Below are 20,510 nucleotides of genomic sequence, written 5' to 3' on the forward strand. Positions count from 1 at the left end.
CTTAGTCAAACGTCCCCGCCACGCGACCAACCAGCATGAAGGCCCGCGCCGTTCGGGTCTCACCCAGTGCGGTCAGTTCGGCGTCGCTGGCCTCGGGTTCGAAATCAGCGATCATGTGATCGAATCGGCGCAGGAAGTGATGGGCCGCATCGCGAAAGATCGGGTCCTGCTTCATCCGCGCCGCCGTCAGCGCCAGCGAGGACCGATCGCGGATGCCTCCCAACGTGGCCACCGACCGCCCGCGCTCGCCATGCGCAAACTGTCTCCAGACTTCAGGCCGGGCCATGTCGGGACGCAGGTCGTCCATATAGATCCCCTCCTGGCTGAGAAGGGTCAGAACGTCTTGCGAGGCCTGCACCAGCTTTGCCGCCTTGCGATCCTTCAGCGCAACGCGCAAAGCGTTGAAGCCTTCCTTATCATCCTGCGTTTCCGGAAAGTTCAACGCACGGATGAATACATCCCGGGCCAGCGGCGGCGTGATCTCTTCCGCCGATGTGCCCAGCTCCAGCGAAGTCTGATTGGCAGGTTCGGACGATCGCTTGCCGGGCCGCGTCGGCTCGGCGCGGTTGGTCGAGAATGTGGCCAATGCGCTTTCGGTTTTCTTGGCGGTCTCGGCAATTTCGTCCAGTTTTTTGCCCACCGTCGGCTCATAGGTGCTGGCCGCGCGCTGTTGCTGCGTGACATAGCTGTTGCGGATGGCATCGATCGCAGTCTGCAGCCGGGCGCTTTCCTCGCGCATGATCCGGCTGGCACGCATCGCCAGCGCCGCGACCCAGATCATCGCGACCGGCAGGAACACGGCCAGAGCCGTAACGATAAATCCGCCCTGCCCAGCGCCGGGCAGCACCAGAAACACCACGGCCACGACCAGCCACAACAGGCTGAGCGCACCTGCCGCGATTTCGATCCCGGTCACCGAAGGGGAACCGGGTCGATCGTAGATGCCCAGAGAGGTCGGTTTCTTATCTTCCGGATCAGGGTCGGTGTCGGACATGACGTGACGCTCCGGATCAGGCGTATTCGATGCTCAGAATTTCGTATGAGCGCACACCGCCGGGGGTGCGGACCTCGACGCTGTCGCCTTCATCCTTGCCAATCAGGGCGCGGGCGATGGGGGATTTGATATTCAGAAGGCCCGCTTCGATATTGGCCTCATATTCACCCACGATCTGCCAGGTCTTTTCCTCGTCGGTGTCTTCATCGACCAAAGTGACCTTGGCCCCGAACTTCACCGCGCCGGACAGCTTGGTCGGATCGATCACATCAACCAGCGACAGCACGCCCTCAAGCTCTTTGATGCGGCCTTCGATAAAGCCCTGCTTTTCACGGGCTGAATGGTATTCGGCGTTTTCTTTCAGGTCGCCGAGTTCGCGCGCCGAGGCAATTGCCTCGATGATCGCCGGTCGCTCCACCGATTTGAGGTTCTTCAACTCTGCCTCGAGCGCGGCATTGCCCGCAGGCGTCATGGGGATTTTTTCCATAGTCTTGTCGTCCACGCAGAAATTGTGACGCCCCGCCGCAGGGTGATAGCGTCGGGGCGAAAGATGGGTCGGCAATTACCTGACCCAAATGAGGCGTGAATTGCAAGAGGGCAGGCGCGCCTTCTGGCGCAACCTGCAACTTAGCGCCGTTTTGGCGGCGGCATAGCTCGCCTATGACGGTGTCTCAGAAGGTCACCGCGCCGCCAGCGATGGGCGTCGGTTCCGAGCCAGAGCAGCTCAATCATACTGGACCACTTCGAATTCGATGCCATTGTCGTCGCGGAAATAGAACCTGCGGCCGGGCTCGTAATCGGCGTGATTGTGCGGCTCGAACCCGGCCTTTTTGACCTTCGCCTCGGTGGTATCCAGATCTTCGACCAGCACGCCCACATGATTCAGGCCGCCAACGATGTCATAGCTGCTGTCGTTCAGTGGCTTTGGGTTGCCCGGGTTGTAAAGCGCAAGGTAGGTGTGGGGCCCGCCCACATGCACGGTATAGCCGCCGGCTATGGCCGGCCCCTCCCACCGCGTTTTCCAGTCAAAGACGTCCTGCATCCACGCCGCCGATGCCTTGGGGTCGCGGACGGTGAAGTTAGTGTGTTCAAGCGTTGCCATCATGGGAGCTCCTTTACGATTTGGCTTGTCCCGACTCACCGTAATTTCTAAACCTAACTTTAGGTCAAGGATTATTTGTGAGGATGAGATGGCGGTTTCCGAGGGGCTTGCAATTGGCGCATTGGCTCGGCGCACTGGGCTGGCTGTTTCAGCGATCCGGTACTATGAGGCGCAAGGTCTGATCGCGCCCTGGCGCAATGCCGGAGGGCAACGCCGATACCAGCGGGCCGATATCCGGCGGCTGAGTTTCGTCATGATTGCGCAGCAGTTCGGCCTGACCCTGCCCGAGATACGTGAAGTGCTATCAGGCCTGCCGGGCAATCGAACACCCACACCACAGGATTGGAAAGACATCAGTCAGGGGTTGCGCGCTCATCTCGACGCGCGAATCGATACTTTGATACGGTTGCGCGACAATCTGGACGGATGCATCGGCTGCGGGTGTCTCAGCTTGCCCAAATGCAGGCTTTACAACCCCGATGACCGGGCCAAAACCCATGGCAGCGGCCCCAGATACCTGATGGGTGATGCGCCAGAGGCGTGAAGTGTCGAATAGAGGCATTGTTACGCCGTGTTTCGATTGACCTATGTCTTTCTCAGCATGTAATCAGCCGTGAAACAATATTGCGCCGACCACGCAGTGAAAGCGCCAATTCGGAAAGTTAGCTAGGGAGCCCGCGATGGCCGAGATTGAACGCGAAGCGATGGAATATGACGTGGTGATCGTGGGTGCAGGCCCCGCGGGCCTGTCAGCGGCCATCCGTCTGAAACAGCTGGATGCCGACTTGAATGTCGTGGTACTGGAAAAAGGCTCGGAAGTGGGGGCGCATATCCTGTCGGGTGCGGTGCTGGACCCTTGCGGTCTGGACGCGCTGATCCCGGATTGGAAGGAAAAGGGCGCGCCGCTGAACGTTCCGGTGCATGAAGACAACTTCTACATGCTGGGTGAGGCCGGTAAGCTGCGCATCCCCAATTTCCCGATGCCGCCGCTGATGAACAACCACGGCAACTACATCGTGTCGATGGGCAACGTCTGCCGCTGGATGGCTGAACAGGCCGAAGAGCTGGGTGTTGAGATTTTCCCCGGCATGGCTTGCTCTGAAATGGTGTATGGCGAAAACGGCGAAGTCAAAGGCGTCGTGGCAGGTGTGTTTGGTCTGGAGCCCGATGGCTCTTACGGTCCCAACACCGAACCGGGCATGGAGCTGCACGGCAAATACGTCTTCCTGTCGGAGGGCGTCCGGGGCTCTCTATCCAAGGAGGTTATCGCCAAATACGACCTGTCTGCCGGTAAAGAGCCGCAGAAATACGGCGTCGGCATGAAAGAGATCTGGGAGATCGACCCGGCCAAGCACAAGGAAGGCAGCGTCACGCACACCATGGGTTGGCCGCTGGGCAGCAATGCAGGCGGCGGGTCGTTCATCTATCATCTTGAAAACAATCAGGTCTATGTCGGTTTTGTGGTTCACCTGAACTACAAGAACCCGCATCTGTACCCCTACATGGAATTCCAGCGCTTCAAGCATCATCCGATGGTGGCTGACCTGTTGAAGGGCGGCAAGCGTGTGGCTTACGGCGCACGGGCGATCACCGAAGGCGGCTATCAGTCGATGCCGAAACTGGTAGCTCCGGGCGTGGCGCTGCTGGGCTGTTCGGCGGGCATGGTCAACGTGCCTCGCATCAAGGGCAACCACAATGCCATGCTGTCGGGCAAAGCCGCGGCTGAGGCCGCCTATGACGCCATCAAGGCCGAGCGTTCGGGTGATGAGCTGACCGCCTATGAAACCGACGTGCGCGAAGGTGCCATCGGCAGCGATCTGAAGAAGGTGCGCAACGTTAAACCGCTTTGGTCGAAATACGGCCTGACCGCCTCGCTAATGCTGGGTGGCATGGACATGTGGACCAACACGCTGGGCTTCTCGCTGCTGGGCACTCTGGGCCATGGCAAGAACGACGCGGAATCGACCGAGGATGCCAGCAAGCACCAGCCTATCGACTACCCGAAACCCGATGGCGTGCTGTCCTTCGACCGTTTGACCAACGTGTCTTTCGCGGCGACCAACCACGAGGAAAGCCAGCCCTGCCACCTGCGGCTAGCCGACCCCGAGATCCCGGTCAAAGTGAACCTGCCCAAGTTCGATGAGCCGGCGCAGCGTTATTGCCCCGCAGGCGTGTACGAGATGGTCGAGGATGAGAACGGTCCGCGATTCGTCATCAACTTCCAGAACTGCGTCCACTGCAAAACCTGCGACATCAAGGATCCCAGCCAGAATATCACCTGGACCACGCCGCAGGGCGGGGATGGCCCGAACTATCCCAACATGTAAGCGAAAAGACGGGCTCTGGCAGGGTCGTGAAGGCTCTGCCATTGCCTCTTGCCTGCCGAAGCCCTAGCTTACGTACATTCAATGATAGCAAGGCAGATATCGGTGGTTTCCCTGATTCGACGCACGGCACTGGCCGTGATCCTCAGCTCAGCAATGATGCTTCCCGCGATGGCGGATACGGGCTCGTATCTGGCCGGTCGGCAGGCGATCTATCAGAGCGACTATCCTGCGGCAGAACGCTATTATTCGCAGGCGCTGAAGACCGACCCCCAAAACGCCAAGCTGCTTGAGAATGTCGTGGTGGCACGGCTTGCTCTTGGCCAGATCAAGCGCGCGCTGCCCGTGGCAGAAACCATTGAGGCCAACGGCCTGCCGAGCCAGGCGGCGCGGATGGTCATTTCCGCCAACCTGATTGCAGATGGCGCGCTCGAAGAGCTTCTGGCCCGTGATCCCGAGACGCAAGGCGTTGGCCCACTGGTTGACGGGCTGATGGCCGCCTGGGCCTATATGGACCAGGGTGCCATGACCAAAGCGATGGAGCAGTTTGATCTTGTTTCAACGCAGGAAGGTCTGAAGGATTTCGCGCTTTATCACAAAGCCGTGGCGCTGGCATCGATTGGCGATTTCGAAGGGGCCGAGGCGATCTTTGCGGCCAATGACGGAACCGTCGCCCGGCTGTCGCGCCGCGCCGCGCTGGCACGGGCCGAGGTTCTGTCACAGCTGGATCGGAACACGGATGCGCTGCAATTTCTTGACGATGTCTTTGCTGCCGGAAGCGACCCGACCATTGAAAACTATGTCGCGCAGCTGACCGACGGGCAAACGCTGCCCTTTACCCATGTGGGCTCGGCGCAGGATGGCATGGCCGAGGTGTTCTTCTCGGTTGGCGCCGCGCTCAGCGCCGAGGCGTCGCCGGATTATGTCCTGCTCTATGCCCGTATCGCGATGTTCCTGCGCCCCGACCATATCGATGCCATTCTGCTGAGCGCTGAACTGCTGGACGGGCTTGAGCAATATGATCAGGCTGTTGACGTCTATCGTCAGGTGCCGCCGGAAAGCAGTGACTATCACGCCGCTGAGCTTGGTCGCGCCGAAGTGCTCAGCCGGTCAGAGCGCAAAGACGCAGCTGCCGAGGTACTGCAGAACCTGGCCGCGCAAAACCCCGATCTGCCCGGTGTACATGTAGCGCTGGCCGATTTGCGCCGTCAGCAGGAGGATTATGCTGCGGCGGTGACATCATATGACCGCGCGATTGATCTGACCGAGGATGGCATCAGCGGCAGCTGGTTCCTGCACTATGCCCGTGGAATCTCGCACGAGCGGCTCAAGAACTGGGACGAGGCCGAAACCGACTTCCGCCGCGCGCTGGAGCTGAACCCGGATCAGCCGCAGGTGCTGAACTATCTGGGTTACTCGCTGGTTGAGCGGCAGGAAAAGCTGGACGAAGCGCTTGAGATGATTGAACGCGCCGTCGCTGCACGCCCGGACAGCGGGTATATCGTCGACAGTCTGGGCTGGGTCCTGTTCCGTCTGGGGCGCTATGAAGAAGCGGTGGATCATATGGAGCGTGCGGTCGAACTGATGCCGGTCGATCCGGTGGTCAACGACCATCTGGGCGATGTCTATTGGGCCGTGGGCCGTGCCCGCGAAGCCGAATTCCAGTGGAAACGCGCTCTGTCCTTCATTGATCCCGAAGACACCGATGGCGAGGCCGATCCTGAACGCATCCGCCGCAAGATCGAGGCCGGGCTGGACGTGGTGTTGCAGGAAGAAGGCGCTGAGCCCCTGAAGGTTGCCAATGAAGGCTGAGGCGTTTGCGCCCGCCAAGATCAACCTGACCCTGCATGTGACCGGCCAGCGCGCGGATGGCTATCATCTGCTGGACTCGCTGGTTGTTTTCGCCGATGTCGGAGATCGTTTGACGCTGACCACCGGGCCGGATTTGACGTTGGATGTCAGCGGAGAGTTCGCTGATGGCGTGCCCTGTGACGCGCGCAATCTGGTGTGGCAGGCGGCTGAAGCCGCCGGGTGGACAGGGCAAATCCAACTGGAAAAACACTTGCCCCATGGCGGCGGTATTGGCGGCGGGTCCTCGGATGCAGCAGCGGTCCTGCGCAGTTTGACCGCCCAAGGGGCAAAAATGGCCGACACCGTTCCGGTTTCACTGGGTGCCGATGTTCCGGTCTGTATCCAGGCCTCGGCGGGGCGAATGCGTGGGATCGGCGACCAGGTCGAGCCGATTACTTTGCCGCCCTTGCCCGCGCTTCTGGTCAATCCGGGTATCCCGGTTCCGACCGGGCCGGTCTTTTCCGCTCTGCAGAGTCGAGACAACGCGCCGATGCCTGCAATGATTCCCGCGTTTGCAACACCGGAAGACTGCACTGAGTGGCTGCTGGATCAGCGGAACGATCTGGAGGCACCTGCGGCATCCGTGGCACCGGACATCCCGGATGTCCTTGATGCGCTAAGCGATACACGAGACGTGCTTCTGACGCGCATGTCAGGCTCAGGCTCGACCTGTTTCGCGCTTTATCCAACTCTGAAAGCTGCTCATTTTGCCGCCTATGAAATCGGCGCGGCGCACCCAGAATGGTGGTGCCGTGCCGTGACGCTTAGTTGAGGCGCGAAACGACGTAGTCTGCGAGATCACCCAACAAGCTGCGGATTTCATGATCGGGCAGTGCCGCAAGTGCTGCCTTGGCCTTGGCGGCCCAGCCAAAGGCATCAGCGCGCGTCGCGTCCAGCGTGCCGTATTTCGCCATCAGCGACAGGGCATGATCCAGATCGCCGTCTTCCTGACGTCCGCGACCAATCGTACGCTCCCAGAAGGCGTGCTCTTCGGCGGTGGCCTGCGCCACGGCCTTGATCACGGGCAGGGTCAGTTTACGTTCGCGGAAATCGTCGCCTACATTCTTACCCGTCGCCGCGCTATTGCCTTGATAATCCAGCAGATCATCAGCGATCTGGAACGCAATTCCCAGTGCGTCTCCGTAGTCGTACAGCGCCTTGACCTGGGCTTCAGACGCGCCAGCGATGACGCCACCCACTTCGGTTGCAGCAGAAAACAGCGCGGCCGTCTTGCCGCGCACCACTTGCAGATACACGCCCTCATCCGTGCCCAGATCAGTGGCTGCCGTCATCTGAAGCACTTCGCCTTCGGCAATGGTCGCCGAGGCATTGGCCAGAATGTCCAGAACCCGCAATGATCCGGTTTCGACCATCAGCTGGAAACTGCGGGAAAACAGGTAATCGCCAACCAGTACGCTGGATTTGTTGTCCCACAGCAGGTTCGCGGTAGTACGCCCGCGCCGCTGCCCGCTTTCATCAACTACATCGTCATGCAGCAGGGTTGCGGTATGAATGAACTCGACCGTTGCAGCCAGTTTGACATGATGGTCGCCGGAATAGCCGAACAACTGCGCCGCAGCCAATGTCAGCATCGGGCGCAGGCGCTTACCGCCAGCTTCGACAAGATGGGCGGTCACTTCGGGGATGCGCGGGGCATGTTCCGACGCCATACGCGTCCGAATCAGCGTGTTGACCGCTGCCATTTCATCCGCCAGCATCTCTGCTAGACGTTCATGCGGTTTCGAGATTGTGCCGACGTCCATCACACTCCTGATACAAGGCTCGACTTCCGGCTCACCTTGCCCTTACATCCATCCCCATGAAAGAACTATTGCGCAGTACCGATCCGACAATCCTGGCTTTTGCAACGGCTCTCCTTGAAGGCGAGGATATAGACTGCTTTCAGATGGACGTAAATATGAGCATCCTCGAAGGTGGCATCGGAATCTTCCCTCGCCGCCTGATGGTGCGGGCCGACGATCTGAACCGTGCCGAGCGAGTCATGCGTGACAATGAGATCCCGCTGGGACGATGAAGAGTTTTCCCGACAGCGATCTGACCTGCAATGATTTTTTGGGCGGCCGCGTACGGTTATGGCAACCGCGCTCGGGATATCGGGCGGGGGTTGATCCGGTCCTGCTGGCCGCGTCCGTCCCCGTGCATGCGGGCCAGACGGTGTTGGAGCTGGGCTGCGGGGCCGGTGCCGCCATTCAATGCCTGATGGCCCGCGTGCCGCAATTGCAGGCGACCGGGGTTGAGCTGCAGCAGGCATATGCGGAACTGGCGCGCCGGAATGCGGATGACAACGCTGCACTGACCGTGGTCGAGGCCGATCTGAATGCCTTGCCAGATGACCTGCGCCAGATGCAGTTCGATCACGTCATTGCCAATCCCCCGTATTATCGCGCCGGAGCACACAGCTCGTCCACAGACGCGGGACGTAGGGCCGCATTGGGCGAGGATACGCCGTTGCAGGATTGGATCGATGTTGCCGCCCGGCGGCTGGCTCCGCGCGGGTATCTGCACATGATTCAGAAAGCCGACCGTTTGCCCGATATGCTGGCAGGCTGTGCGGGTCGCTTAGGCTCGGTCGAGGTGCTGCCATTGTCGCCCCGCATAAATCGTGCGGCCGAGCTGGTGATCCTGCGCGCCAGAAAAGGTGGGCGCGCTGCATTCCGGCTGCTTGCACCGCTGGTGCTGCATACGGGGGACCGGCATGTTCAGGATGGCGAAAGCTATACGCCTCAGGTCTCGGCTGTGTTGCGGGATGGGGCGGCTTTGACGGGGTTGTTCGACTGATCGGCAATGACCAGCCGAATTTGTCGGATTTATTACAGATTCTGTGCGACTGCAGCGTGACAGGCTGGAAATGATGTGATCAACTTCTTACGTGACACTTACAAACCAGAGAAGGAGGACCGCCATGAGCGTGAGCGCACATCTGACGGAGTTGAAGAAGAAACATGAAATTCTCGGTCTTGAAGTGGAAGAAGCGCAACGCTCACCTGGTATCGACGATCTCCATATCGCCCAGCTGAAGAAACAGAAGCTGAAGCTTAAAGAAGAGATCGAGCGCCTGTCGGCTTAAGCCTTCAGGCTGGCGCGGGCCGCGATGGCAGCGCCACCGGTGACAAACAAAGCCGCGATCGCCAGACCCCAGGACGGGGCGGCGATCCCGGCCAGAACCAAGACCAGCGTGGAAAGCAAAGGGGCCGCGTACGAGGCGGTGCCGAGGATTTGAATATCCCCGCGCTTGACCCCGATATCCCAGACATAGAACGCCAAGCCCACCGGCCCCAGCCCCAGTGCGAGGGTTGAGCCCCAGCTCAACGCGGTCTGTGGCCAGACCGTCTCTTCTACCGCGAAATGCAAGATCCATGAGGCAATAGCCGTCAATACGCAGAACACCGCAACCGAGCTTGTAGGGACATCGCCCAGACGACGCGACAGGACCGAGTAGCTTGACCATGTCAGTGCGCATAGCAAAGCCAACCCATAGCCGGGCAGGTGCTGTATCTGAAACCCCGCACTGCCCCCACCGGTGATGATGACGGCGGCCCCGGCAAAGCCAAGGCACGCCCCGATCAGATGACCAGGTTTCAGCTGCTCACCGGGCAGCAGGCCAGACAGCAGTACAATCAATAGGGGCCAGAGATAGGCGATCAGCCCGGCCTCGGCTGCAGGGGCCATGCGCAAGGCCGAGAAATAGAGCGCATGGTAGCCGAAAAGTCCAATCGTTCCGAACAGATAGGTGGTCCACGCGATCTGGCGAAGCTGCCCGACGCCGCCACTCGCAACAGTCCAGATCAGGCCCAACATACCGCCGATCGAAAAGCAGATTGCGTTCAGCAATAGAGGCGGAGTCGGGGCCGAGCCCACCGTGAACAGGGCCAGCAAGGACCAGAGCAACACAGCGACAAAACCGATTGCAGTCGCAGCCATTTTACTCATTCAGTGGACACCTTCTCGACCGGGATGATTTCGAACTCATCCGATATATGCGCGGTCTTTTCAATCTCGGATATGAACCAGTCGCGGAACGCTGCGATCTGGGGTCGTTTTTCCGCTCCTTGCAGACACAGAAAGCGAAAGCGCCCGGCGGTTTCCAGCGCCACTTTGAACGGTGCCACCAAACGACCTTCGGTCAGGTCTTTCAGGATCATCGCGCGCCGTCCTAGCACCACGCCAACTCCGGCCACAGCGGCGTCGATGGCGTGATCCGCGTTCGAAAAATGCGCGCCGTGGGTCGGCGTGAAATCCAGCCCTACGGCACGGAACCATGCAGGCCAATCGCAGCGCGGTTTTAGAAAACTAATCGAATCGTCGTGGATCAGAGGGGCGTCCCGCAGAGACTCGGGTGTCGGGAACTGTTCCGCCAGTTCCGGCGTCATCACTGGCGTCAGCCATTCCCTGCGGACGGGAACGGAATACAGGCCCTCATCGGGTCCGTATCCAAAGCGGATTGCCACGTCCACGTCATCGCGTTCTAGATCCATGTTGCGCAATGTAGCCGAGAACTTCAGGTCAATCCCCGGATTGGCCCGGGCGAATTCGTACAGGCGCGGCGCCAGCCACTTAGCCGTCAGGGCGGGGCCAGCGGTGACCGTCAGGCTGGTTTCATCCTGCAGTCGCCGCGTTGCCTGCCACGCGACTTGCAGCGCAGCAAAACCATCCGCAGTTCCCGGAGCAAGCGTTCGCCCGGCCTCAGTCAGTTCCACTGCGCGGTTGAGGCGACGAAACAGGGGGTGACCCAGATGCTCCTCCAATGATTTGATCTGAAAGGACAGCGCGGCCGGGGTCACGTTCAACTCATCCGCGGCTTTGGCGAATGACATATTTCGTGCTGCGGCATCGAAGGCGCGCAAAGCGGTGAGAGGGGGCAGGCGGTCGGACATCTCGGTTAAATATTTCTGAACTGAAGTGGCGAAAACTCTCGTTTGTGCAGTTTAAAATCAAAGGTAATGTTGAAGGCAAGACAAATCCACCTTGATAGAGAAGGGTTCAACATGATCGAGATGACGACAAACCCAGCCATCCAAAGCGCCATTCACCGCGCACATGAAGAGCGTGGCAAGGCGGTTGTAGGGTTCTGGTCCTGGCTATTCGGTTCCCGCTGACCGCAGCGCGCGCGGTCTTACGGGATAAAAGAAGGGCCGGTCCTTGGTGGACCGGCCCGTTTTCATTCCAATGCCTTCGCTTTAGACGAAGAACTGTGCCCCGTTGGCCGAGATGGTCGAACCGTTGATAAACTGCGAATCGTCTGACGCCAGGAACGCCACACAACGCGCGATTTCTTCCGGTTCACCCAGACGACCCGCCGGGATTTGACCGATGATCGACTCGCGTACCTTCTCGGGGACTGCCATCACCATCTCGGTCGCGATATAGCCGGGGCAGATCGCGTTGGCGGTAATACCGGCCCGCGCACCCTCCTGAGCCAGTGATTTCACGATACCCAGATCGCCCGCTTTGGTCGCCGCATAATTCACCTGAGCGAATTGGCCCTTCTGACCGTTGATCGAGCTGATTACGATGATACGGCCAAACTTGCGCTCACGCATACCCGGCCAAACCGGGTGAACGGTGTTGAATACCCCGGTCAGGTTTGTGTCGATCACCTGATGCCATTGCTCGGGCGTCATCTTGTGGAACGGCGCGTCGCGGGTGATGCCTGCGTTGGCGACCACAATGTCGATCGGACCAACCTCGGCTTCGACTTTTTCGATGCCTGCTTTGGATTCGTCGTAATCAGCAACATTCCACTTGTAGGTGGCGATGCCGGTTTCCTCGGTGAATTTTGCTGCGGCTTCGTCATTGCCCGCATAAGTGGCGGCAACATTGTATCCTTCGGCCTTGAGCGCCTTGGAAATTGCTGCGCCGATGCCGCGAGAACCGCCGGTTACGAGTGCTGTACGTGCCATTTAGGATTCCTCCAATTTCAATCGTCTTGGTAATGTTGTTACTGTGCTGATTTGTGTTGCGCAATATTGTTTCGTGCCGTGTTTTTGAATTCCGGGTGGCAATATCGTCGCATCTTCGAGGCCAGGCCCCAGTGGTACAAAAAAGGCGCCCGGAGGGGGCGCCTTTATTATCTGGATGTCAAAACGCTTAGTCGCGCTCCACGCAGAGGGCGACACCCATGCCGCCACCGATGCAGAGGGTCGCCAGGCCCTTCTTGGCGTCACGGCGTTTCATTTCGAACAGAAGCGTGTTCAGAACGCGGCAGCCCGACGCTCCGATCGGGTGACCGATGGCAATCGCGCCGCCGTTCACGTTCACGATCGACGGATCCCAGCCCATGTCCTTGTTCACGGCGCAGGCCTGTGCGGCAAAGGCTTCGTTGGCCTCGACCAGATCCAGATCGTCAACCGACCAGCCCGCCTTTTCCAGCGCCTTGCGTGAGGCGTAGATCGGGCCGACGCCCATGATCGACGGGTCCAGACCGGCGGTTGCGTAAGATGCAATGCGGGCCAGAGGCTCGATGCCGCGCTTTTCGGCATTCTCCGCCGACATCAGCAGAGTCGCCGCCGCGCCGTCGTTCAGGCCCGAAGCGTTTGCCGCGGTGACTGAGCCGTCTTTGGTGAAGGCCGGGCGCAGTTTGGCCATCGCCTCCATGGTCGCGCCGTGGCGGATGTATTCGTCCTTGTCCATCACGATGTCGCCCTTGCGGGTTTTGATGGTGAAGGGCACGATCTCGTCGGCGAATTTGCCGGCGTTCTGGGCCACTTCGGCTTTGTTCTGCGATGCGACAGCGAATTCATCCTGCATGTCGCGGCTGATCTGCCACTTCTCAGCGACGTTCTCAGCCGTTTGACCCATGTGATAGCCGTTGAAGGCATCCCACAGACCGTCGCGGATCATCGTGTCGATATACTTCATGTCGCCCATCTTGTGACCGGCGCGCAGGGCGGCGGCGTGGGGTGACAGGGTCATGTTCTCTTGCCCACCAGCGGCAACGATCTCGGCATCACCCAATTGGATGTGCTGCGCACCCAAGGCAACGGCACGCAGGCCCGAGCCGCAAACCTGGTTGATGCCCCAAGCCGCGCTTTCCTGCGGCAGGCCCGCATTGATATGCGCCTGGCGTGCAGGGTTCTGACCCTGGGCGGCGGTCAGGACCTGGCCCATGATGGTTTCGCTTACTTCGCCTTTGTCGATCCCGGCGCGGTCCACAACCGCTTCGAGGACCGCAGCGCCGAGGTCATGTGCAGGGGTGTTCGCAAACGAACCACCAAAGCTGCCCACACCTGTGCGGGCGGCGGATGCGATTACTACGTTGGTCATATAGTCAATCCTTTACCGTCATGGTCCAGCGGGATGTCTGACGGCGCAGGTCGAGAGGTACCCCTCGAAAACAAGAGCGCCTCGTGATCCCCCGCTCCAGTCTCTTTGCAATACCTTAATGCTGCATGTGCAGCAACGGTCAGCTTGTCTCAGTGCCGGATTCGGTGCGAAAAGACGCACCTTCAACTATTCAACTACCTGTTTTTGCCTGACTATCTGATGCCCACGGTGGCGCAACCGATGGCGCGCCAAACAGAAAGCCCTGCAGACAGTCGACTCCGTTAGCGACCAGAAAGGCGGCATCTTCGGGGGTTTCGACCGATTCGGCTGTTACGAGAATCTCAAATTCCCGCGCCACGGCGATCAGGGCACGCACCAGAGCCTGGTTGTCCCGGTTTTGAGCAATTCCGCGGATGAACTGACCATCAATCTTGGCCGCGTCGAACATAAACTCGCGAAAGTAGCGAAAGCTGAAATTGCTGGCGCCGAAATCATCCAGCGCAAAGGCGATGCCGCGCGCCTGCTGTCGGTCCATGAAATCCACCACCAGCTCGGGCACCTGCATGGCCGACCTTTCCGAGATCTCCAGAATCAACCTTTCCCCCAGGCTGTTGTCTTTTTTCAGAAACCTGTCCAGCACGCGGGACCATCCGGCATAGCCGATGGATCGGGCGGACATGTTGATAGACAAGCGAATACCGGGATTTCGGATCAGGGTGCGCAATCCCATCTCAAGCGCAACGCAATCCAGATCGCGCCCGATAGGAGTGTTTTCGACCTGCGGCATGAATTCTCGCGCCGGTATCACCCGACCGGTTTCGTCCAAAACGCGGATGAACCCTTCGTAAAAGGCAACATTCTGCGGCGGCTGTGCCTGCATGACCGGTTGAAAGGCCAGTTTGCATTGTTTGTGTTTCACCGCTTCGGTCGCCATTTGCACGACCGAACCATCCCGGGATGACACAGCCGCATTCAGCGGATTGTCCGAGCCTTCGGGCACGTCTGCCAGTTTCTTGTCCCGCATATCCAAGCCTGTCCACGAAAGGAATGGCTCTGATTTCAGGTCAAACAAGTGAATCTGCGGTTAAGAAAACTCAGTTTTCTGCGCGCACGTCAGATCAGCGTACCGATTGCCACGCGTATCCGGCGGCACCAACCACCGCGCCGATCATGCCAAGCGCGGTCATTGCAAATCCAAGCGCCAAAGCAACCGGAGATACGCCCGCACCCAGAGCCGCCAACATTGCCACTACCAGCCCTGCAAGGCCAATAAACGTCGAGATAGTGATGATGCGGGTCATAATGGCCTCAGGCTGCACGGATACAAAACTTCTGTCTCATATGGAGCTCTGAGCCCGGAAATCAACCAAGCTCGCGCAAATCCGCTTATGCTCAGGCTTGTTCTGCCTGTCCTTTGGGCACTGGCGGGTCCAGATGCTCAAATCCGGGCGTCCCGCGATCTTCCGGGTGGCGGAGCAGATGTTTGGCTTTGATCTGTCCGGAATTGTCCCGGCTGCCATCGTGGCTGTAGCCCGGCGGTGCAAAGCAATAGGCCAGACGCTGGCGCGGGGTCAGTCCGGGCTGTGTGGCGTCGCGCCAGATGCTGACCCATTCGTGAAAGGCCACACGCAGCGGGTTGAACGTGCCGATATTGTGGACCAACCCATAATCGACACGGTCATCTTCCTGCTCGGGTACAAACGTTCCGAACAGCTTGTCCCAGATGATGAAGACACCAGCATAGTTGCAATCCAGATAGCGTGCGTTGCGCCCGTGATGGGCGCGATGGTGGCTTGGCGTGTTCATCACCGCCTCAAACCAGCGGGGCATCTTGCCGATGGCTTCGGTGTGAATCCAGAACTGATAGATCAGATTCAACCCGCCCACGAACAGCACCATGGCCGGATGGAACCCCAGCAGGATCAGCGGCGCACGCACCACCATCATGAAGGTGAACGTATAGGTCCAGGTCTGCCGCAGCGCCGTCGTCAGGTTGTAATGCTGCGAGCTGTGGTGGTTCACATGGCTGGCCCAGACCCAGCGGATGCGGTGGCCAAAGCGATGCACCCAATAGTAACGCAGATCATCCAGCACAAAACAAAGAATGATCACCGGGATCGAGGTGCCCAGATTCAGCGGCGTGATATGCCACAGCCACATGAAGAATGCATAGGCGATAAAACCCAACAGAAAACCCGAGGCGATATTCCCTGCGCCCATGATTAACGAGGTCACGGCATCGCGCGTCTCATACCGTCCGCCCCGGCCTTTGATGGCGATCCACAGGAACTCGGCCAGAATGGCGGCTATGAAAAAGGGTACGGCCCATTGCACCGCGTCGGGAAAGCTCACTTGGTCGGTCATGTGGGGTCCATCAAATTCTGCCAATGGGGGCGTTCAAAATCATCGAGATGAATGAGAACCTTGGGTGTTCCGAAATCATGAAACTGAACCTCCAGCCCGTCCGAATGGTTGATCCAGTCGAAGTCCAGCAGGTGCCGCGCCACGGTATCGGCACCGAAGGACCACAACAGCCCGTTTCCGGTTTCAGTGCGGATCAGTGCGGTGCGTTTGTCATGTGCGATGGTGATATCAATGATGAAATCATCTGGTGCATGGCGCAGCCATTCGGACGCGGCTGTTTCAGGCGTCAGATCGCGCACGCGCGATCGCCCTGTCAGGTGCAGCATCAGAGTGATCCCGGCGATACCTCCGACCACCAGAACCAGCAATATTTCAAGCGGCATTGCGTCCTCCCACCCGGCAGAGTGCAGAGCGGCAAAGGTACTGTCAAAGGTGGCGTGGCGTCAGTCGGCCTCGAGCGTTTCCGGAAGCTCGTGCTGCACGACCCGCTCAACAAACGGCACCAACCCTTCAGGGCCGGAAGCCCGGTCTTTGAGGTGGATACAGATATCAGGCCTGCGCGCGGCGATGATACCCACCATTTCACCGCGAATCTTGTCGTCGAGGCCGGCGCCCATGATCGCACAGACGATGCGCGGTTCGGCATCGAGTTGCCGCTTTACCTCATCCTGATCATGCGCACCCAGCCATTGGATCGGCATGTGATCCAGCTGTCGCGCCACGTCGCCGATGACATTTGGCAAACGGCCAATCAATAAAACCACCGGTTTCATCGCCGTCTCCCTTCTCTCAGGTTACAAACGAAAACCGGCCCATCGGGGCCGGTTCCAGTCTAACACAATTTGATCGCAAAGGCGTGTGCGTTAGCTTTCGGCACCCACCAGCGCCCCTACAATCGCCTTGGCGCTGTCCGAGTTCCACTCGGCATCGCCAATCAGGCGGGCGATTTCCTGACCTTCGGGATTCAGGATCACGGTGATCGGCAGGGCAATAACGCCAAATTCACGCGCAGCAGCAGAATTTGGGTCCTGATGGCGTGGCAGGTTCTCGATGCCGTTCTCATCGAAGAACTTCTTGATCCCGGCAGGCGTGTTGCGCCCGGTGGCCAAGGTGAGCACCTCAAACTTGTCGCCACCGAACTCTTCCTGAAGCTCGGCAATCTGCGGCATCTCTTTGCGGCAGGGGGCGCACCACGTGGCCCAGAAATTTATCAGCACGTATTTGCCGCGGTAGTCCTCAAGCGTGCCAACGCCGCCATCATCTTCCAACTGGAATTCGATGGTCTTGGCCTCTTTGGGCTCCTTATGCAGGATCAACCGTTTCAGAGTTCCGTCACGCAACGGGCCGAGGGTCTCGGCATCTGCTGCCAAAGCCGCGTTTGCACCCAGCGCAAGGGCCATATAAAGGGGGATCAGACGAAATAGGCGCATATCAACTCCGGGTTTTCTTACATGACCGATCAATCCTCGAACCAGATGTGGGGCGGCCGCTTTGCCGCCGGTCCAGACGCGATCATGGAGGCAATCAACGCCTCGATCGGGTTCGATCAGCGGATGGCAGCCCAGGACATTGCAGGCTCGCGCGCCCATGCCGCCATGCTGGCTGCCACAGGCGTTATAACTGATAATGACGCGCAGGCCATTCGGGAAGGGCTGCTCACCGTTTTGTCAGAAATCCAGAACGGAGAATTTCAGTTCTCGACTGCGCTGGAAGACATCCACATGAATGTCGAGGCGCGGCTGAAGGAAGTGATCGGCGAACCCGCAGGCCGTCTGCACACGGGCCGCTCGCGCAACGATCAGGTCGCGACCGATTTCAAACTGTGGGTGCGTGATCAGTTTGACGCGGCTGAAACTGGCCTTCTGGCTCTGATCCGCGCGCTTTTGGCGCAGGCCGAGGCCGGGGCGGATTGGGTCATGCCCGGCTTTACGCACCTGCAAACCGCGCAGCCCGTCACATGGGGCCATCACATGATGGCCTATGTCGAGATGTTCGGCCGCGACTTGTCCCGCGTTCGCGATGCCCGTGCCCGGATGAACGAATCCCCTCTCGGCGCAGCCGCGCTGGCCGGGACCTCGTTCCCCATCGACCGACAGATGACGGCTGAAGCGCTGGGTTTCGACCGCCCAGCCGCAAACTCTCTGGACGCCGTCAGCGACCGTGATTTTGCGTTGGAGTTCTTGTCCACTGCCTCGATCTGCGCCGTGCACCTATCGCGCTTTGCTGAAGAGCTGGTGATCTGGTCCTCGGCCCAGTTCCGCTTTGTGACACTCTCGGACAGGTTCTCGACCGGCTCATCGATTATGCCGCAAAAGAAAAACCCGGACGCCGCAGAACTAATCCGCGCCAAGGTGGGCCGCATATACGGAGCCAACACCGCGCTGATGATGGTGATGAAGGGTCTGCCGCTGGCCTATTCCAAGGACATGCAGGAAGACAAGGAACAGGTCTTTGACGCCGCCGACAACTGGATGCTCGCGCTGGCAGCCATGGAGGGCATGGTCAAGGACATGACCGCCAACCGCGAAAGCCTCGCCGCCGCTGCTGGGTCGGGTTTCTCAACTGCAACTGATCTGGCCGATTGGTTGGTCCGCGTGCTGGGCCTGCCGTTCCGAGATGCGCACCATGTCACCGGTTCGCTGGTTGCGATGGCCGAGAGCAAAGGATGCGATTTGCCCGACCTGACACTCGAAGACATGCAATCCGTCCGTGCAGACATCACCGATGACGTCTATTCTGTTCTTACGGTCGAAAACTCGGTAAACTCGCGCCAGTCTTATGGCGGCACCGCACCGGATCAGGTGCGGGCCCAGATCGAGCGATGGAAGGCGCTGGTGTAATGCAGATACGACGCGTGGTGCTCTTGATTGCGGTCGCAGCGGCTCTGGCTGGCTGCGGTGCAGATGGCGAACCCATCCAACCAACGATGAGCGCAAGTGTCGGTGTGGGCAGCAGTGGCACCTATGGCGGTGTTGGCGTTGGTCTTAGACGCGGTGGGCTGGGCGTTTATCTCGGGCTCTGAAATCCGAATTTGTAATCTACGGATCGTACACCCATTTGCATCAGGCACGTTCTGAATGACCAAGAGAAATAGCATGAGACCTGTCGGCCTGATCCTCTGCCTCGTCGTGCTTGCAGCTTGCGACCCGTCAGGTACACCCCGAACGGAGCCATCGGCCACACCCAGCGGATCCGGTATCTCGGTTTCAGGATACGCACGGGTTGGCGCGTCAAAGACCTTCTGAACCGCGACGGGTGACCACAACCCCACCGGAATCATTTGATCCACATGCCTCTTTTGGTCTAAGCGCGCTTTCATGGATCATTTTCTCTACCGCGACGGCGCGCTTTTCGCCGAGGACGTCCCCGTTTCCGAAATCGCAGCCGCGGTCGGAACCCCGTTCTATGTCTATTCAACGGCGACCCTGTTGCGGCATTTCAAGCTGTTCGACGATGCGCTTGAGGGTACCGATCACCTTGTCTGTTACGCGATGAAGGCCGCCAGCAATCAGGCGATTCTGAAGACGCTGGCGCAGGCGGGCGCGGGGATGGATGTGGTTTCGGGTGGGGAATATCTGCGCGCCAAGGCCGCAGGCGTGCCCGGAGATAAGGTCGTCTTCTCGGGCGTCGGCAAGACTGCGGACGAGATTCGCACGGCCCTGACGGGCGGCATCCGCCAGTTCAACGTCGAATCTGAACCTGAGATGCAGGTGATCAACGCGGTCGCGCTGGAACTTGGCAAGGTTGCGCCGATCACCGTGCGGGTGAACCCGGATGTGGACGCAAAGACCCACGCCAAGATTGCCACCGGCAAATCCGAGAACAAGTTCGGCATCCCGATCTCGCGCGCTTCTGAGGTTTATGCGCTGGCCGCAAGCCTGCCGGGGCTCGAAGTGATCGGGATTGACGTCCATATCGGCTCTCAGCTGACCGAGCTTGAACCGTTTGAGCTGGCCTACAACAAGGTCGCTGACCTGACCGAGCGTCTGCGCGCCGAGGGCCACAATATCCGCCGTCTTGATCTGGGTGGCGGTTTGGGCATTCCCTATACGCGTTCCAATGACGCGCCTCCACTCCCGGTCGAATATGGCGCGATGATCAAGAAAACATTGGGTCATTTGGGCTGCGAGATCGAGATTGAGCCCGGCCGCCTGATCGCAGGCAATGCGGGCCTGATGGTGTCCAAGGTCATCTATGTCAAATCCGGTGAAGACCGCGATTTCCTTATCCTCGACGGCGCGATGAATGATCTGATCCGCCCTGCGATGTATGAGGCGCATCATGACATCGTGGCGGTCGAAGAACCCGCCGTCGGGGTCGAACAAAGACCCTATGATATCGTTGGCCCGGTCTGTGAATCTGGCGATACATTTGCCAAGCAGCGCAACATGCCGCCGCTGAAATCGGGCGATCTGATCGCCTTCCGTAGTGCGGGGGCCTATGGCGCGGTGATGTCCAGCGAATACAATACGCGTCCCCTGATCCCCGAGGTTCTGGTGAACGGGGATCAATTTGCCGTAATTCGTGAACGGCCAAGCTTTGACGAAATCATAAACCGCGATACCATACCAGAGTGGCTCTGACGCGATAG

At 59.4% G+C, this 20,510-nt stretch carries 24 protein-coding genes; 10 read left to right on the plus strand and 14 right to left on the minus strand.

Annotated elements, in window-relative coordinates; translation table 11 throughout:
• Position 1: 1 nt before the first annotated feature.
• The 3 genes from ACR0IV_RS11540 to ACR0IV_RS11550 form a co-directional block, all read right to left on the minus strand.
• Positions 2 to 994 (minus strand): hypothetical protein, encoded by a 993-nt coding sequence (locus ACR0IV_RS11540; RefSeq protein ID WP_480659243.1) that lies wholly within the window; start codon positions 992 to 994, stop codon positions 2 to 4.
• Positions 995 to 1,010: 16 nt separating this feature from the next.
• Entirely contained in the window at positions 1,011 to 1,481 is a 471-nt protein-coding gene (gene greA / locus ACR0IV_RS11545; RefSeq protein ID WP_480470938.1) for a transcription elongation factor GreA, read from the minus strand.
• A 237-nt stretch (positions 1,482 to 1,718) separates the two neighbouring features.
• Positions 1,719 to 2,099 carry a VOC family protein gene (locus tag ACR0IV_RS11550; protein WP_480659245.1) on the minus strand — a complete coding sequence of 127 codons (381 nt, stop codon included), beginning with the start codon at positions 2,097 to 2,099 and terminating at the stop codon, positions 1,719 to 1,721.
• Between the two features lie 85 nt (positions 2,100 to 2,184).
• Here ACR0IV_RS11550 and soxR point away from each other — a divergent pair, with 85 nt between their 5' ends.
• From soxR to ACR0IV_RS11570, 4 genes are all read left to right on the plus strand, one after another.
• Positions 2,185 to 2,640, plus strand: a complete 456-nt coding sequence (gene soxR, locus ACR0IV_RS11555; protein WP_480659247.1) for a redox-sensitive transcriptional activator SoxR — start codon at positions 2,185 to 2,187, stop codon at positions 2,638 to 2,640.
• Between the two features lie 136 nt (positions 2,641 to 2,776).
• Positions 2,777 to 4,423 carry an electron transfer flavoprotein-ubiquinone oxidoreductase gene (locus ACR0IV_RS11560; protein ID WP_480659248.1) on the plus strand — a complete coding sequence of 549 codons (1,647 nt, stop codon included), beginning with the start codon at positions 2,777 to 2,779 and terminating at the stop codon, positions 4,421 to 4,423.
• 153 nt (positions 4,424 to 4,576) lie between these two features.
• Positions 4,577 to 6,232 carry a tetratricopeptide repeat protein gene (locus ACR0IV_RS11565; RefSeq protein ID WP_480659418.1) on the plus strand — a complete coding sequence of 552 codons (1,656 nt, stop codon included), beginning with the start codon at positions 4,577 to 4,579 and terminating at the stop codon, positions 6,230 to 6,232.
• The gene (locus tag ACR0IV_RS11570) at positions 6,222 to 7,043 is read left to right on the plus strand and encodes a 4-(cytidine 5'-diphospho)-2-C-methyl-D-erythritol kinase (protein ID WP_480659249.1); all 822 of its coding nucleotides are present in this window, start codon (positions 6,222 to 6,224) and stop codon (positions 7,041 to 7,043) included. The genes ACR0IV_RS11565 and ACR0IV_RS11570 overlap by 11 nt, the downstream gene beginning before the upstream one ends.
• On the opposite strand, the gene ACR0IV_RS11575 is transcribed toward ACR0IV_RS11570, so the two are convergent.
• Positions 7,036 to 8,034: a polyprenyl synthetase family protein gene (locus ACR0IV_RS11575; protein ID WP_480659251.1), complete on the minus strand. Its 999-nt coding sequence runs from the start codon at positions 8,032 to 8,034 to the stop codon at positions 7,036 to 7,038. The genes ACR0IV_RS11570 and ACR0IV_RS11575 overlap by 8 nt on opposite strands.
• Before the next feature lie 56 nt (positions 8,035 to 8,090).
• On the opposite strand from ACR0IV_RS11575, the gene ACR0IV_RS11580 reads away from it, so the two are divergent.
• The 3 genes from ACR0IV_RS11580 to ACR0IV_RS11590 all read left to right on the plus strand — a co-directional run bounded on the left by ACR0IV_RS11580 (position 8,091) and on the right by ACR0IV_RS11590 (position 9,359).
• Positions 8,091 to 8,306 carry a putative signal transducing protein gene (locus ACR0IV_RS11580; protein WP_480470932.1) on the plus strand — a complete coding sequence of 72 codons (216 nt, stop codon included), beginning with the start codon at positions 8,091 to 8,093 and terminating at the stop codon, positions 8,304 to 8,306.
• Positions 8,303 to 9,070 (plus strand): tRNA1(Val) (adenine(37)-N6)-methyltransferase, encoded by a 768-nt coding sequence (locus tag ACR0IV_RS11585; RefSeq protein WP_480659253.1) that lies wholly within the window; start codon positions 8,303 to 8,305, stop codon positions 9,068 to 9,070. The genes ACR0IV_RS11580 and ACR0IV_RS11585 overlap by 4 nt, the downstream gene beginning before the upstream one ends.
• A gap of 124 nt (positions 9,071 to 9,194) precedes the next feature.
• Positions 9,195 to 9,359 (plus strand): YdcH family protein, encoded by a 165-nt coding sequence (locus tag ACR0IV_RS11590; RefSeq protein WP_010443648.1) that lies wholly within the window; start codon positions 9,195 to 9,197, stop codon positions 9,357 to 9,359.
• Here ACR0IV_RS11590 and yddG read toward each other — a convergent pair.
• The 10 genes from yddG to ACR0IV_RS11640 all read right to left on the minus strand — a co-directional run bounded on the left by yddG (position 9,356) and on the right by ACR0IV_RS11640 (position 17,349).
• Complete coding sequence (gene yddG, locus ACR0IV_RS11595; protein WP_480659255.1) at positions 9,356 to 10,222, minus strand: aromatic amino acid exporter YddG; 867 nt, start codon at positions 10,220 to 10,222, stop codon at positions 9,356 to 9,358. The genes ACR0IV_RS11590 and yddG overlap by 4 nt on opposite strands.
• Positions 10,219 to 11,166 carry a transcriptional regulator GcvA gene (locus ACR0IV_RS11600; RefSeq protein ID WP_480659257.1) on the minus strand — a complete coding sequence of 316 codons (948 nt, stop codon included), beginning with the start codon at positions 11,164 to 11,166 and terminating at the stop codon, positions 10,219 to 10,221. Before ACR0IV_RS11600 ends, yddG begins: the two co-directional genes overlap by 4 nt.
• 303 nt (positions 11,167 to 11,469) lie before the next feature.
• Positions 11,470 to 12,192 carry an acetoacetyl-CoA reductase gene (gene phbB / locus ACR0IV_RS11605; RefSeq protein WP_170353550.1) on the minus strand — a complete coding sequence of 241 codons (723 nt, stop codon included), beginning with the start codon at positions 12,190 to 12,192 and terminating at the stop codon, positions 11,470 to 11,472.
• A 187-nt stretch (positions 12,193 to 12,379) separates the two neighbouring features.
• Positions 12,380 to 13,555, minus strand: a complete 1,176-nt coding sequence (locus ACR0IV_RS11610) for an acetyl-CoA C-acetyltransferase (protein ID WP_480659259.1) — start codon at positions 13,553 to 13,555, stop codon at positions 12,380 to 12,382.
• Between the two features lie 190 nt (positions 13,556 to 13,745).
• Positions 13,746 to 14,579, minus strand: a complete 834-nt coding sequence (locus ACR0IV_RS11615; protein ID WP_480470927.1) for an EAL domain-containing protein — start codon at positions 14,577 to 14,579, stop codon at positions 13,746 to 13,748.
• Positions 14,580 to 14,673: 94 nt separating this feature from the next.
• Entirely contained in the window at positions 14,674 to 14,856 is a 183-nt protein-coding gene (locus tag ACR0IV_RS11620) for a hypothetical protein (RefSeq protein WP_480470926.1), read from the minus strand.
• Between the two features lie 91 nt (positions 14,857 to 14,947).
• Entirely contained in the window at positions 14,948 to 15,919 is a 972-nt protein-coding gene (locus tag ACR0IV_RS11625; protein ID WP_480659261.1) for a sterol desaturase family protein, read from the minus strand.
• Positions 15,916 to 16,302, minus strand: a complete 387-nt coding sequence (locus ACR0IV_RS11630; protein ID WP_480659263.1) for a hypothetical protein — start codon at positions 16,300 to 16,302, stop codon at positions 15,916 to 15,918. Before ACR0IV_RS11630 ends, ACR0IV_RS11625 begins: the two co-directional genes overlap by 4 nt.
• Positions 16,303 to 16,362: 60 nt before the next feature.
• Positions 16,363 to 16,692 carry a hypothetical protein gene (locus ACR0IV_RS11635; protein WP_480470923.1) on the minus strand — a complete coding sequence of 110 codons (330 nt, stop codon included), beginning with the start codon at positions 16,690 to 16,692 and terminating at the stop codon, positions 16,363 to 16,365.
• Between the two features lie 90 nt (positions 16,693 to 16,782).
• Complete coding sequence (locus ACR0IV_RS11640; protein WP_480659264.1) at positions 16,783 to 17,349, minus strand: TlpA disulfide reductase family protein; 567 nt, start codon at positions 17,347 to 17,349, stop codon at positions 16,783 to 16,785.
• 21 nt (positions 17,350 to 17,370) lie between these two features.
• Between ACR0IV_RS11640 and argH the strand changes: the two genes are divergently transcribed.
• From argH to lysA, 3 genes are all read left to right on the plus strand, one after another.
• On the plus strand, positions 17,371 to 18,759 hold the full coding sequence (gene argH, locus ACR0IV_RS11645) for an argininosuccinate lyase (protein ID WP_480659265.1): 1,389 nt from the start codon (positions 17,371 to 17,373) through the stop codon (positions 18,757 to 18,759).
• Positions 18,759 to 18,941: an argininosuccinate lyase gene (locus tag ACR0IV_RS11650; RefSeq protein ID WP_170395762.1), complete on the plus strand. Its 183-nt coding sequence runs from the start codon at positions 18,759 to 18,761 to the stop codon at positions 18,939 to 18,941. The genes argH and ACR0IV_RS11650 overlap by 1 nt, the downstream gene beginning before the upstream one ends.
• Before the next feature lie 295 nt (positions 18,942 to 19,236).
• Positions 19,237 to 20,502, plus strand: a complete 1,266-nt coding sequence (gene lysA / locus ACR0IV_RS11655; RefSeq protein ID WP_480659267.1) for a diaminopimelate decarboxylase — start codon at positions 19,237 to 19,239, stop codon at positions 20,500 to 20,502.
• The last annotated feature ends 8 nt before the right edge of the window (positions 20,503 to 20,510 follow it).

The sequence above is a fragment of the Ruegeria sp. C2 genome (genome assembly GCF_056537765.1).